Here is a 14,710-nt window from a genome sequence, read left to right on the forward strand (position 1 = left end):
CCGAGATAAGAATGATGCAAGGCTTGTAATGGCTTGCTGTCGCAGTTGAAAGCATTTGCGGCGGCAAGCATTCTTTATAGTTAAGTGGAGTGATGATATGTCTGACTTGCTTATTGCCCTATTCATTGATAATACCGTCAAGGAGTTCAAGCTGAGCACACTGCTTACCAGGACGAACGGAGCGGTGATTGATCAGGATTTCTTAAACAGCCGCGTCCGCCTAATTCTGCCGATTTATAAAGTTGGAAGCGAGTGGGTCATCAAGTCGACAGAGACACATCAGGTCGATCTCATCGTTAACAGCGAAAAGGTAGAGACTCGAACCATAACGCATGGCGATTACATAACTGTAATAAATCCAGCAAGCAAAGTAGAATATGCCGTACTCATTACCGAAATCGGCCAATCCGCGTTGGAGTTTATTAAGCTTAAGCTGGAAGAGAATAAGAACATCTTTATCGGTCGCTTGCCGGAGAGCGATATCTATTACAACTTGAATAACAGCATATCCCGCAAGCATGCCGCGGTTCGGGTGGAAGAGAGTCATGCCTATATCGAGGATTTATCCGGCAAGTCCGGAGTCTATCTTAACGGTTCCAAGGTTAGTTCAGCTAAGCTGTCAGTCGGAGATTTGCTGTACGTAGTCGGCCTTAAAATTATTTATCTCGGCGGCTATATCGCTGTGAGCAGCAATATTGCCGGTACGACGATGACGCCTCATCACCTTGACTATGCCAGGCCGCTTGCGGCAGATCCGGGCGAAGAGGCAGGCTATTTTACTCGTTCTCCTCGGATCATGAAGACACTGGAATCAGGCGTCTTAGAACTTGATCCGCCTCCGGCTTTGAATAAGACGGGGAAGATGCCCTTGCTCTTTACATTAGGTCCTTCAATGACCATGATGATCGCTATGCTGGTTAGTCTCGGGATTACGATCGCCAATGCTTCATCAGGCTCTTCGATTATTACCAGTGCCATAATGAGTGTCACGATGCTTACTGGAGCGGTGCTATGGCCGGTTCTGAGCAATCGCTACCAAGCTCGGGTAGAGAGAGCGGAGCGGCAATACCGCGACACGCGATATCGCGGATATCTAGATCAACAGAAAAAGATGTTAGAGGCAAAGTACCAGCGCAATAAGCGGATCTTGAACGATACCTTGTTCCCGAGTCCTCAAGTTGTCGCTGGCTTCCTTCACGAACCGGGCAGTGAACGCCGTCTATGGGAGCGCACGCCAGAGGATACGGATTTCCTCACGGTTCGCCTAGGGAAGGGCGAGTGTGACTTTCAGGTGAAGATCGACGTGCCGAAGCGAGGCTTCGTCCTTGATGAGGATGCGCTTGCCGATGAGCCGCTCAAGCTCGCCTCACAGTACGCCAAGCTGCAGGATGCACCCGTTACCGTCTCGCTAGCGGATAATCGGACAGTAGGGATAATCGGCAGCTGGGATCGGATTATGAACACGATGAAGGTGATGGCACTTCACTTGGCAGGGCTTCATTCTTATGATGAAATGAAAATCGTCATGATCTACGACGAGAAAGACGGCGAGCATTTTGAATGGGCAAAAGAACTTCCGCATCTGTGGAGTACGGATCGGGCGCTGCGGCATGTCGCAACAAATCGGTATGAGGTTCATCAGCTCTTTCATGCGTTAGATGAAACATTGAAAGAACGCGAATCGGTTGAGAGCGGCCAAGCGGCTCAGCAACTTCCTCATTATGTCTTTCTCATTGCCAATGAGAAGCTCGTTGAGAGTGAGCCCTTGATGCGGTATGTTTCGAATCCTCACAACAAGGTAGGTGTAACAGGCGTTTTCGTCTATGGCTCCATCTCTAAGCTTCCAAAAGAATGCGAAGTAATCATTCAGAACGAGAGCGTATGCGGGATCTATTACAAGAATAAGTTCGACAACCGCTTCCACCCGTTCGACCAAGATGAGGTGAGCAACGAACTGCTGCAAGCCTTCTCACAGAGAATGTCTACCTTGACCGTGAAGACAGAGAGCATGAACTTAAGCGTGCCTGAGCGTGTATCCTTCCTTGGCATGTATAAAGCGGGGAATATTGATGAGCTGAACATCGAGGGGTTGTGGGAAGAGAATTTATCCTATAAGTCCCTTGCCGCGCCAATTGGAATCAAGGCAGGCGGTGAAGTTTTCTCTCTTGATATCCACGAGAATTACCATGGATCGCACGGACTCGTAGCAGGGATGACAGGATCGGGGAAAAGCGAGTTTTTACAAGCGTATATCATATCGGCTGCGATTAACTACCACCCACACGATCTATCCTTCGTGCTGATTGATTACAAAGGTGGCGGTATGGCGAACATCTTCGATGGTATGCCGCATATTGCGGGTAAAATTACGAATCTGTCCGGAAGCCAGCTCAATCGGTCCCTTGTCTCGATAAAGGCCGAGCTGAACCGCCGTCAGCTGCTATTCAATGAATATGGCGTTAACCATATTGATAGATACCAGAAAATGTACAAGGACGGTAAAGCCGGAGCGCCATTGCCGCATCTAGTATTAATCTCTGACGAATTCGCCCAGCTCAAAACGCAGCAACCTGAATTCATGAGAGAACTAATCGATGTCGCGCAGATCGGACGAAGCCTGGGCATCCATCTAATTCTGGCAACGCAGAAGCCGTCAGGCGTGGTGGACGATCAGATCTGGAGCAATTCGAAGTTTAGAATCTGCTTGAAGGTGCTGGATAAGTTCGACAGTAACGAAATGATTAAGAAGCCGGATGCAGCCATGATTAAGCTGCCTGGACGGTGCTACGTTCAGGTTGGCTATGATGAGGTCTTTGAGTATATCCAATCTGGTTACAGCGGCGGCGACTATATCCCGGTTCCGGGCTATATAGACGAAGAAGAGCTGACGATTCACATGATAGACAGCACGGCTACCTCGCTTAGAAGCGTAAAAGCGATAACGGCAGGGAAAGCAAGCGGGGAATCCCAGCTTGAAGCTTTGATCGGCGAAATCAACCAGATCGCATCCCGCAGCGGTATTAAATCCCTTCCGCTATGGCTAGATCCGCTCAATGAAGAGCTCGAGTTAAGCGAGCTTGGCCTGAATAGCCGCAAAGGCTTCGATGGAATGAGATGGCAGCAAGGTGAGTTGAGCATAGAGGCCGTGGTTGGATTAGCCGACTATCCGAAGCAGCAGCAACAGTTACCCCTCGTTATCGATCTGTTAAAGGACGGTCATATCGTTCTTTACGGCACATCAGGCACCGGTAAAACGACTTTCCTGCAAACATTCATCTACAGTATGGCTGATTCGTACAGCCCCGAGGATATTCATTTCTATATCTTTGATTTTGGAGGTCGTACGCTTGGATGCTTTGCAGAATTACCGCATTGCAGCAACGTTCTGTACACGGACGATGAAGATAAGGTAGAGGAAACGATCCATGGACTGCTGCATGAGATGGAGCGCAGGAAGCGGTTGTTTGCTGAGCATAGTACAGGCAGCTTTGAAGGCTATCGAATAAGTACGAAGAAGAAACTACCAGCCATTATGCTCGTACTGGACAATTACACGGCCTTCAAGGAAAGGTATCATGAGCTCGAAGAAGAGCTGGTCAAGATTGCAGGAAACGGGAAGACGTACGGTATCTATTTAGTCCTAACAGGAAACAGCAAAGGAGCGGTCTATTACCGGATCACCGAGCATGTGTCCAATTTCCTTACGCTTCGTCTGAATGACAGCTTCCATTACCGGGAGGTGCTGAATGCCCCTGTTCCGATTGAGCCTGATAGCGTCAAAGGAAGAGGCTTGACAAATGCTGGCGACATCGTCGAATTCCAGACGGCACTCATTGTCAAGTCGGGGAATGAAATGGAGCGGATCTCTTACATTCGGGAACGAATAGCGGCCTATAACCGAGCTTGGGACGGTCCAAGGGCAAACCGGGTACAGCATGAAATGGTGGATAAACTTATTGCTGCATCGGATGATCGGTACAATCAGGCAACTGCCGCTCCTATGCTTCAATCCCGAAATTCCAGCAGGTATCATAATGCACTGCCGATTCTGGAAATGAGTGAGCATAGCTTGTTCGCTGGTCTTCACATCAAAGGCGACAGACCTCACGGTTTGGAACTAAGAGGCTTGCATGCCTTCTTCCTGGGAGGCGTCGATCCAAGCCCTATTTCAGCGCAATTCATGTTCATGATCAGCAGAGCTGCCGAATATCGCAACCGGAATCTCATACTTGTGGACCGGGAAGACCAATCGATGGTTGAATCCTTTGGCCAAGCAGTAAGTGGCGGGTCTTATCTGTCTTCCGCTCATGATGTTGACCGGTTCACGCTGGAACTGGAGCGGATTGCGGAGCAAAGAATGGCGGATTACCGAGAACTTCGGGAGAATGGCGTCCCAGAGGAGGAGATGTATGGACTCATGCTGAAGCATGAGCCGCTGTTTATCTTCATTAATGGGTTCAATGATTTCTTCGATATGATCACGGATGAAACTGCGGAGAAGTGGACGCGAATTGTTCCGGCTACCAAAGGCCTTAACATTTACTTTGTCACCTCTGGCCAGTTGAATAAACTGGCGGCATACAATGCCACTGAGCTATACATGTACCTTGTTCGTACAAATAAAGGGGTTTTGATTGGCAGTTCCGTGCAGTCGCAGCATGTCTTCACATTCCCGAACATGAATTATCAAGAACGTACCAGAATCTTGCCTCCGAGCCATGGCTACTTAATTGACGAGGATAAGTATGACGAAATCAAAACACCTCTCTAGTCAGGAGAAAGGGGAAGCTAGGCGTGAGTAAGGGAGCACCTTTGGAACTGGATTTTTCGAAAGAAGAGTTCATCATGCTCTGTTTCGTGCTTGGAGCGGAATCGATCATCGGGTTGGAGGATACGTCCAACCTCCTACAATCATCACCTGATAAGCTGCAGGAAACTTGGTCCAAGGTTAGGAGTTTCTTGCAGACGAAGCGCTTTATTGGCACCGTGCGCGAAGGGGCAGTTGAGATTGATGCGGGAATTCATGCGTTGATTTCTGCCTGTTCCTGGCCGACTCGGGTGCTCAGCGTACAGTTTCCGGATCGCAGTAACAGAGGGATTAGCCGGATGAGCTATTACTTCTGCGATCATGGCGTCGTAGCTGTCATGCAAAGCTCGCTGAGCGAGGAGCGGCTGAATGTAAGCTTCTATGGAGAACCGGAGCTTGCATTTGAAGGCTTGCATATGCGGTTGAACGAGCTTGCCGATGGATTAATGGAGGATGATTCGCAAGAATCGGTCTTCGTATCGCTAAGTCGGTCGCAATATTATAGCTTTTTGTCACCGGTCTATATGAAGAATGTAACCAAAGCTGCCGAGTCGCTTAGCCTTGCAGGCTTGCACATGGACATAGCGTTGGATGCAGCCGAAGGATTTATTTCCAGAGATCGATTCATAACGCTTAGCCAGTGGATTTCAGGAAAGGAGGCGACCAATGAATCGCTGACGTGCTATTTCAGCGGTACGAGCTGTTGGGTAATCGGCATGCCGGATGAGCCGGATTGTGCTCTCAGGCTAACCCGGACATCACTAGCTGCATGCAAGCAAGCTTATCAGCAGTTTTTCGAGGTGCTGGTCTGATTGCACGGGTTAAGGAGGAAATCATCATGCATAGCAAAGTTACCGTATCGGTCTTCGTTCCGTCCGTTGGACAGTATCACGAGTTCACCATCCCCAACCAGATGCTGGTAGATACAGCGGTGCCCTTAATCGCTAATCTGCTTTCCGAGGAGTATCAAGGGCTTGAGAGTAATTTGGGGTTGCTCCATCTGTACGACCGCAAATCCTTTGAGATCTTAGATCCAACTAAGGATTTCCTGCAGCTGGGCATTAAAAATGGAAGCAAGCTGATGCTGGCATAGGAGGTGAGGCGATGAATGGAATTACGAATTAATTACATGCAAGTGGTGCGGCAATCCAATGAATGCATGGAGCAGGCGCATCGTTTACGTCAGGAAATTCAAATGCTCGACAATCAAATGGGGCAGCTCAAGCAAGCGTGGCAAGGTCAGGCTTCCGAAGCCTATTTGAAGCAGTGCGAGCTTATGAAGGAACAATTAACGGCTGCATGTCGAAAGCTGGAAAACGTGTCCGGCACAATCCGCAATGTAGCAGACCGAATTCAACGTGAAGACGAAGCAGAAGCAGAGCGCGCAAGGAAGCTGGCCCAGGGAAAACCGAGCGGCTGAAACTAGCAATTATTCATAAACCAGTTGGGAAGGGGCAATAAGGAATGGCAAACAAGCAAATGCGGGTAGAAACCACAGATCTTAAGAAGTCGGCAGAAGCGATTTCGGACAAGACGGCTAAATATGAGGCAGAGTACGCAAAAATTTATGCGGAGGTTGCAAATCTTCGCGTGTCTTGGTCGGGAGAATCCAGTGATGCATTCAACAAGCAGCTGGAGCAATACCGCAACGATTTCCAAGAGCTTGCCAAGGTACTGAAGGAGTACGTGAAGCATCTGACGACATCGGCTGAGAAAATCGAAAAGGCAGAGGATCAATTGAAGAATACAGCTAGCAAGCTGAATGCAGGACGTTAATCATAGACGAAAAGGAGAGCTGTGCAATGGCATCGATTAAAGTAAACTCGACGGTAATGCGTGATAAATCAAATAGCTTGAAAGCTAGCGGCAAGGCTATTCAACAATTTACGGCTGAGATGACAAACGAGATTAACCGACTGCGTTCCGCTTGGGAAGGCGATGTAGCGGAGACGACAGTGAAGAAGTTTAATGAGCTGAAAGATGATTTCCAATCTCGGATCGATACGATCAACCAGTATTCTGATTTTCTGAAGAATGCAGCTGATGAGTGGGATCGCGTGAATCAGGAGAATTTGCAGTCAGCGGAAAACCAGCGCGGCGACGCTTAATACAAGGGCTTTGCATGGCGAAATTGCATCATCCTTTCAGCAGGAATGATGCAATTTTCGTTCTGCAACCGAACCTTCATGGCACAATTTTGAGGTGATTGATTGACATTTCTATATGTGGATCGAGGAAGGCTTAAGGGGAATGCAGATGCAGTCCGAAAAGTTAGCGGCAATGTGAGAAGAATCGGCTCGGACCTTGCCGCAATTGACAGGAGTCTCGACTGGGACATCCGCTCGAAAGAACAGATTGATCGCATTATGAACGACATTAACGCAGAGCTGGAGAAGCATGCCGATGTTCTGCAAAGAATGGGCGATTTCTTAACGGATGCCGTGGATACGTATGACAAGCTGGATTCGAGCCAGCTGCAGGGTCTTGAGAGTCTTCGAACAAATGCAACGCCAGGCTCGGCAAGCGGCAATAATCTGGGCGATATCGTAAAGTGGTTTATAGGGAATCGAAGTGAGCTTCTTCCTGTTATTCTAGCCAATCCACAGCTCTGGGCAATTGCTGGCGAGTTCATTCAGAAGAATCTGCTGGGCAGCGGAGTTGGCACGGTAGGAACGAGTACGGGTACAGGTGGAAGCAAGCGCGGATCGGATACGACCCAATCAGGTGTTGATCTGACGAGAACAAGCGTTGATGCTTACGTGGCTAAGACGCAGGCGTGGGATAAGGAAGGATTAGCCCAAGGAGAGGCAAGTGCGCAGGTTGGCCATGCCACTGCAAAGTATGATGCAGAGCTCTCCTTATGGACGGACGAGAAAAGATTTAATCCAATTGTAAATATTGGGGCAGACACGCACGTAAGCGCTGCAGAAGTAGCGGCTAGCGGTTCTTTTGGGAATGACAAAATAGCGGTAACTGGCGGGGTAAAAGGCAGTGTATTGTCTGGGGACGCCGGTGCGGGTCTCGAGATTGATTTGAAAAATCGCGAAGTAAACGCTCATGCCGGTGCCCATGCTGCCGTGTTTTCGGGAGAAGCAAGCACGGGATTTCAACTTGGTGGCTATGAAATTGATCTGACTGGATCCGGCCATGCGATCGGCATAGGGGCAGAGGGCCATGCTGGAAGAGAAGACGGCAAGTTCAAGTTCGGAGGCAAGGTATCGGCATTATTCGGATTAGGGTTTGAGGTGTCCATTGGCAAAAAATAAACCCAATTATTACGAAGTCAGCCTCAGTCTTCGGGAGATCGGCTATCTACTTTTCGGGCGAAAAACATGCCCGAACTGCCGTGGAAAGCTGAAACGAACGAATAAGAAGGAATTTATAGGTACAGGTAAAAGGGGCTTCAGCAGCTTCCTGGATATACGGAGCCAAGATGTCAACATTAATGAAGTTACGGTGCTGTATACTTGCACGAGCTGTCAATCCGTCTATCAAATCAAGGACTTGGTGGGCCGACAAGTAAACAGCCGATGAAACAGGAGGGCCATTATGAACGAAATGCTACCAAACGGATCTGTCGTTCTTCTCAAGAATAGTACGAAGAAAGTGATGATAACAGGCCGACTGCAAAAAGAAGCAGATGCAGAGACAATCTGGGATTACTGCGCTTGTCTCTACCCGGAAGGCATTCTGAACCCGGAGCAATCCTTCTTATTCCAGCACGATCAGATTGAACGTGTTTACTTTATCGGCTATCAGGATGAAGAAGAGCTCGCATTCCGTCAGTTTCTGAAGCAGAAAATGAGCGAGCGAGTATAGGACAGCCTATGTATCAAGTTCATAGAACGAACGATAGATCGGATGATAGCTTCCGAGTCAGGGCGACTGTGGTTTCGCACATCGGCATCACTCGCACGAATCATGAAGACAATTATTTACTGGGTCATGAGCGTTATATAGATGCACATACACAACAAAGAATGAAAAGAGCTGATGAGCTGTTCGATCCGACTTCCTTCGTTCAGGATAGCTGCGAGCTTAACGGTGACAGCAGCGGATTATTCGCAGTCAGTGACGGGATGGGCGGACATCTGTCTGGGGAAGTGGCAAGCCGAATGGCGGTAATAGGTTTAAGCGAGAAGGCTGGCTGCATATTGGCTGCTGCCCATCGTGAAGAAGGAATTGCGCGCTATCAGCAAGTGCTGGATGAGGTAAATCACAGCATTTGCGAACATGCGCGCTTCAATTCGGACATGCAGGATATGGGAGCGACACTGTCTGCGCTACTTATCACAGCATACGGCGCAGCAGCCATTCAACTAGGTGATAGCCGCATATACCAGTATGATGGAGCCATATTAAAGCAATTAACCCGTGACCACACAGAAGGGCAGCGGCTAATTGATCTTAAACTGCTAACCGCTGCCGAAGTGGAAAGTTTCAAGTCGCGCAAGGCACTCAATAGGCATTTGGGTATGGAAGGACAGGGCATGAAACTTAATGGAGAAGTGAGTCTCATTCCTCGTCCTTCAAAGCGTTCATGGTTTCTGCTATGCAGCGACGGTCTAACGGATGCGGTACCGGATTATGTGATCGAACTGCTGCTGCGGCGGAGCTACGATAATGAGCGACTGGACGAATCTGCACGAGCTTTAGTAAAAGCAGCGTGCCAGGGAGTCAATGGAGAAGCCGGCGGCTTTGACAATATTACGGTAATGATCGTTGAATTCATTCCTTCATCTGCATAAGCAAGGAGAACTACTATGGCCAATTCAAGGCAGCTCACCGGACAAACAAAACTAGGTTATCAAGTTGGCGAAGCAATCGGAGCGGGAGGATTCGGGACGGTATATCGCGTATCCAAGCGTAATCAGAGCGGTGAATATGTGTATGCCCTGAAGCATATTTCGCTGCCAACCGAATCCCAATACAAGGACGTTCTAAGCTCCATGGGCGGAGACTACACGAAGGCCGACCGCTACTTCCGCTCCGTACTCTCCGATATTATGCATGAGATTAGCATATTGAGCGATCTGACGGAGAAAGACAATAGCCATATTGTCATCTACTATGATAACGAGATTGAATCCAGCGAGAATCCGTTGAAATATGATATTTATATCCGCATGGAGTATCTCACTCCGCTTTCCGAATACATCAGCACTAGGGAAATGAAGGTATCGGATGTCATCGAGCTGGGGCTCGGCATTGTTTCCGCATTGGAAGTATGTCACTCCAATCAGATTATCCACCGGGATATTAAGGATGATAATATTTTCGTTAATCGGGACGGCAAGTACAAGCTCGGCGATTTCGGAGTGGCGAAGCTGCTCAAGGACACCTCCAGAGCTGCTTCGGTCAAAGGAACACCTGCCTATATTGCACCGGAGGTTTATCTCGGCAGGGAAGCTTACACGAGTATCATTGATATCTATTCATTAGGTATTGTCCTGTACAAGATGCTTAACTTTTCACGAATCCCTTTTCTTCCGGAATTTCCGGATCATTACGAGATGGAAGATGTGGATCAAGCCATCGGGCGAAGGCTTGCAGGAGACATCCCTGGGCTACCGGCGAACGCCAATAACTTGCTGGGCGAAGTGATCGTGAAGGCGATCTCATCTCCGGCGCAGCGCTTCCAGAGCGCGCGGTCCTTTAAGGAAGCATTGTCAGAAGTGAGAAGCAAATTGTCAAATGCCGAGCTCGAGCGCGTCATCAATCAGCATACTTTGCAGGTTTATGCCGCCCAGTCCGAGTTAAGCCAAGCGACACCTATTCTAGTTGGTGCAGACGATTACGGACCAACGCTGGGAGCATATTCCCCTCGAATCGAATCGGAGTCGATTATTAATCGGAACGAAAAAGCTGCCGAAGGGAACCGTCAGCTAGATTTGTTCGGTACAGAAAGTGCAGGTAGCGGGTGGCAAGTACCTGAGCCTCTGCGTAAGGTCGAAGTCCCTGCGCCAGTCCAAACGGACGAAGCGCCTGTGCCTGTCCAAACAGACGAAGTTTCTGCGCCAGTCCAAACAGACGAAGTCCCTGCGCCAGTCCAAACGGATGAAGCATCTGTGCCAGTCCAAACGGATGCAGCGAATAATTCGGTTCAACCGAGCGGAGACGATAGCTCTCCTGTCGGGCTTCATATGGAAACTATCCGCCAACAAAGTGTGGATGACCAGCTGGATACGAAGAAATCAAGGACTGGCCTAATCATTGCCATCGCATCTGGCATCATTGGCTTGGTAATTTTCGGAGTTTTGTTTGTGAAGGTGTGGACGGATTTGACTGCCGTTCAGGGATCCAGATCAAATCTTGGAGTCTCAGAGTCATTGCAAGTGGATAAAACAGAGAGCCCGATACCGAAGGAAACTCCATCCTCCGATGCGACGGACAAGCCTTCGGACCTAGCTGTTACAGCTTCGCCTGCTTCTTCCGCTGTTCAGGGATCCAAATCAATTCTTGAAGTCTCAGAGTCGCCGCAAGCGGATAAAACAGAGAGTCCGACACCGAAGGAAACTCCATCCTCCGATGCGACGGACAGCCCTTCGGACCTAAGTGTTTCAGCTTCTTCAGCTTCTTCCTCTGCTCAGTCATCCAATGTCACGAATCTAATCGCAGCGCTGAAGAAAAGCCTGCAAACCAAAAAAATTGGTTACGAAGAAATTGGTTACAAAGGAATTAATAATTGGGACATTAAAGTAAACAAAGGATATTTGGTTGCTAATGCGGTGCTGCCGTTATCAGTTACCAAGATTATCGACAAAAACTTGCAGCTCGATGATAACAGTTTTTCCGATAGTATCGGATTTACGGATTACGGAGACAATGCGGTCTTCCTCATTTATAAAACGGCTTCGAAGTTGAATATGGACTTCAAGCTTAACATTCAATCGGAAACCTGTATGTCTTATATGCCTACATCCATGTCCCCGGAAACAATTAAAAAGCATGCCAGCTCATGCGGCTATACCATTCCATTTTATTCCTATGATTCTACCAGACCGGGCCGCTTTGCAACTGTTTTAGACGAATCTAATTATTGGTACGTCAGCAGTACGGACAAACCATTCGTCTTTCCGAAAGATTTCTTCGCGAGCCTAAATAAGAACTCTATTCCCGAATTGAACTTCTTGGCAACAACAACATATGCTCAATTAAAAAGCGTACGCGGCAAGCGTATATCTGGGGATAGTGAAGACATTATTCAAGTTACTTTTGGCGAAGACAAAGAGTACGAAGAGCTCGATTACGGAGTGACCTGCTATTATTTTGATTTAAACAGCAAACGTTTGAAGGCGATTAAAATCGAGCTCAATGGGGGTAGCACGCAATCGACGAAAGAAATTCTGGCTTCATTAGGAAAACCGACTACAACAACTAAACCAAATAAAACGAAGGACTGGTATGTTCTAACGTACGAGAGGGAGAATTTGAAAGTGGAAGTAAATATGAATTTCGATATGTCCGATATATGGGATATCATCGTTTTCTACAAATAAGCAATCAAGATTCAAGACAAGCCAAAAACACCAGTAACAGTGGATATGACATCTGGCGTAATTACAACAGTAACTTCCGGGAGCGCTGCTGTCGTGGGAGGTGACTGGTTCCGATGCTGTCACGGCAGCGGTATGACAATATGACGGCAATGATCGTTGAATTTATTCCTTCATCTACATAAGCAAGGAGAACTACTATGGCCAATTCAAGGCAGCTCACCGGACAAACAAAACTAGGTTATCAAGTTGGCGAAGCAATCGGAGCGGGAGGATTCGGGACGGTATACCGCGTATCTAAGCGTAATCAGAGCGGTGAATATGTGTATGCCCTGAAGCATATTTCGCTGCCAACCGAATCCCAATACAAGGACGTTCTAAGCTCCATGGGCGGAGACTACACGAAGGCCGACCGCTACTTCCGGTCCGTACTCTCTGATATTATGCATGAGATTAGCATATTGAGCGATCTGACGGAGAAAGACAATAGCCATATTGTCATCTACTATGATAACGAGATCGAGTCTAGCGAGAATCCGTTGAAATATGATATTTACATCCGCATGGAGTATCTCACACCGCTTTCCGAATACATCAGCACTAGGGAAATGAAAGTATCGGATGTCATCGAGCTGGGGCTCGGCATTGTTTCCGCATTGGAAGTATGTCACTCCAATCAGATTATCCACCGGGATATTAAGGATGATAATATTTTCGTTAATCGGGACGGCAAGTACAAGCTCGGCGATTTCGGAGTGGCAAAGCTGCTTAAGGACACCTCCAGAGCTGCCTCCGTCAAAGGAACACCTGCCTATATTGCACCGGAGGTTTATCTCGGAAGGGAAACCTATACGAGTATCGTCGATATCTATTCATTGGGCATTGTCCTGTACAAGATGCTTAACTTTTCACGGATCCCTTTTCTCCCGGACTTTCCGGATCATTACGAGATGGAAGATATAGATTACGCCATCGGACGAAGGCTTGCAGGAGACATTCCGGAGTTGCCGGCGAACGCCGATAACTTGCTGGGGGAAGTGATCGTGAAGGCGATCTCATCTCCGGCGCAGCGCTTCCAGAGCGCGCGATCCTTCCAGGAAGCATTGTTAGAAGTGAGAAGCAAATTATCAAATGCCGAGCTTGAGCGCGTCATCAATCAGCATACTTTGCAGGCAAATGCCGCCCAGTCCGAGTTAAGCCGACCGACGCCTGTTCTAGCAGGTGCAGACGATTACGGACCAACGAATGGTGCACAGTCCCCTCGAATCGAATCGGAGCCGATTATCAATCGGAACGAGAAAGCTGCCGAGGGGAACCGTCAGCTGGATTTGTTCGGTACAGAAAGTGCAGGTCGCGGGCAGCAAGCGCCTAAATCTCTGCATAAGGATGAAGCAGGGGCACCTGTCCAATCGGATGCAGCGAATGATTCGTTTCAATCGGTTGGAAGGAATAGCCGTCCTGTAGTCGTGCCGGTCGCCAAACAAGACTTTGTATGGATGATATATGCATCTCCTGTGGTCGTCGTTCTGTTAGCGTGCATCCTATTCTTCGCGGTTGTCCCTGGCATGGTTGGGAAAATTGTCTCGATTCATAACTTATTTACTGGAGATTATAGTCAGTTTTCGGGAGCGAAGATCGTCTCGTCCTTATTTAGCTTGAAAATGTTGATCATTCGGATCGTATTTTACATGCTGTTTGTTTGTTTTATCGTGACGCTTTTCTTAGTAGGGAAGCAATTGCAGAAGAAGGCTCCAAGTGTGGAGGGGGCATTCCTGCATGGCAAAGAAGCCTACCATAGAATGATCGAAATCGGCGCAATGGCGAATGGAATTTCCGCAGGGCTGAATAGAAATGATTGGAGAAGCATGAAGCAGAAGTTCAAACGGCTTGAGGAGCAGTTAAAGATTGAGACCGATTTTGGCTGCGGCAATGAGCTGGTAACAAACTGCGAGAATGAAATCGCGGAGAATCTGCAACGCCTTAACGAAAGCTTAAGATACCTCGTTGACGATGAGCGATATAGTAATAACTTGCTTACGATCGAGCAGTTGACTGTTAGTCTAACAAGTCTTCTAAAAGTAAGACGGGAGCTTTCGGTAAGATGAACAGTGAGGACAGCGCGCTGATATGTTCTTCAACGGTCACCTAAAGGTAGGACGAAATTGAATTGGGTAACAAAAAAGTAACGCACTCAGATGAAAAACCGTTATCTCCCGTTAATGATATTACCCAAAAATTCACGAAAACGCTGATTTTCTGCACTCTCGTGAACTGCCGTTAACAATCTTACAGCTTACGACTTCATGGGCGGCATGATGTAATAAGGCTTTCTAAGCCTTATGCATCAAACTGTAAAACCTTAATAACTACAAAGCAGACTACTTCCTAGTAATAGGAAGTAGTCTTT

The 14,710-nt window shown here is 48.0% G+C and carries 11 protein-coding genes; all 11 read left to right on the forward strand.

Annotated elements, in window-relative coordinates; translation table 11 throughout:
* The first annotated feature begins 97 nt into the window (after positions 1 to 97).
* The 11 genes from essC to AC0YNX_RS21820 all read left to right on the forward strand — a co-directional run bounded on the left by essC (position 98) and on the right by AC0YNX_RS21820 (position 14,408).
* The gene (essC, locus tag AC0YNX_RS21770) at positions 98 to 4,771 is read left to right on the forward strand and encodes a type VII secretion protein EssC (RefSeq protein ID WP_475817809.1); all 4,674 of its coding nucleotides are present in this window, start codon (positions 98 to 100) and stop codon (positions 4,769 to 4,771) included.
* A 23-nt stretch (positions 4,772 to 4,794) separates the two neighbouring features.
* Positions 4,795 to 5,619 (forward strand): hypothetical protein, encoded by an 825-nt coding sequence (locus tag AC0YNX_RS21775; RefSeq protein ID WP_475817810.1) that lies wholly within the window; start codon positions 4,795 to 4,797, stop codon positions 5,617 to 5,619.
* A gap of 26 nt (positions 5,620 to 5,645) precedes the next feature.
* Positions 5,646 to 5,900 carry a hypothetical protein gene (locus AC0YNX_RS21780; RefSeq protein ID WP_475817811.1) on the forward strand — a complete coding sequence of 85 codons (255 nt, stop codon included), beginning with the start codon at positions 5,646 to 5,648 and terminating at the stop codon, positions 5,898 to 5,900.
* Positions 5,901 to 5,915: 15 nt separating this feature from the next.
* Positions 5,916 to 6,227 carry a WXG100 family type VII secretion target gene (locus AC0YNX_RS21785; protein ID WP_475817812.1) on the forward strand — a complete coding sequence of 104 codons (312 nt, stop codon included), beginning with the start codon at positions 5,916 to 5,918 and terminating at the stop codon, positions 6,225 to 6,227.
* 44 nt (positions 6,228 to 6,271) lie between these two features.
* Positions 6,272 to 6,583, forward strand: a complete 312-nt coding sequence (locus AC0YNX_RS21790; RefSeq protein ID WP_475817813.1) for a WXG100 family type VII secretion target — start codon at positions 6,272 to 6,274, stop codon at positions 6,581 to 6,583.
* A gap of 26 nt (positions 6,584 to 6,609) precedes the next feature.
* Entirely contained in the window at positions 6,610 to 6,915 is a 306-nt protein-coding gene (locus tag AC0YNX_RS21795; protein ID WP_475817814.1) for a WXG100 family type VII secretion target, read from the forward strand.
* A gap of 102 nt (positions 6,916 to 7,017) precedes the next feature.
* The gene (locus AC0YNX_RS21800) at positions 7,018 to 8,073 is read left to right on the forward strand and encodes a hypothetical protein (RefSeq protein WP_475817815.1); all 1,056 of its coding nucleotides are present in this window, start codon (positions 7,018 to 7,020) and stop codon (positions 8,071 to 8,073) included.
* Positions 8,074 to 8,356: 283 nt separating this feature from the next.
* Positions 8,357 to 8,626: a DUF4176 domain-containing protein gene (locus AC0YNX_RS21805; protein ID WP_475817816.1), complete on the forward strand. Its 270-nt coding sequence runs from the start codon at positions 8,357 to 8,359 to the stop codon at positions 8,624 to 8,626.
* Positions 8,627 to 8,787: 161 nt separating this feature from the next.
* A complete protein-coding gene (locus AC0YNX_RS21810) occupies positions 8,788 to 9,555 on the forward strand; it encodes a PP2C family protein-serine/threonine phosphatase (protein WP_475817817.1) in 768 nt (255 codons plus the stop codon).
* 15 nt (positions 9,556 to 9,570) lie between these two features.
* Positions 9,571 to 12,306: a serine/threonine protein kinase gene (locus AC0YNX_RS21815; RefSeq protein ID WP_475817818.1), complete on the forward strand. Its 2,736-nt coding sequence runs from the start codon at positions 9,571 to 9,573 to the stop codon at positions 12,304 to 12,306.
* Positions 12,307 to 12,503: 197 nt separating this feature from the next.
* A complete protein-coding gene (locus AC0YNX_RS21820; RefSeq protein WP_475817819.1) occupies positions 12,504 to 14,408 on the forward strand; it encodes a serine/threonine protein kinase in 1,905 nt (634 codons plus the stop codon).
* Positions 14,409 to 14,710 lie beyond the last annotated feature (302 nt).

It is taken from the genome of Paenibacillus sp. J31R98 (assembly GCF_056269245.1).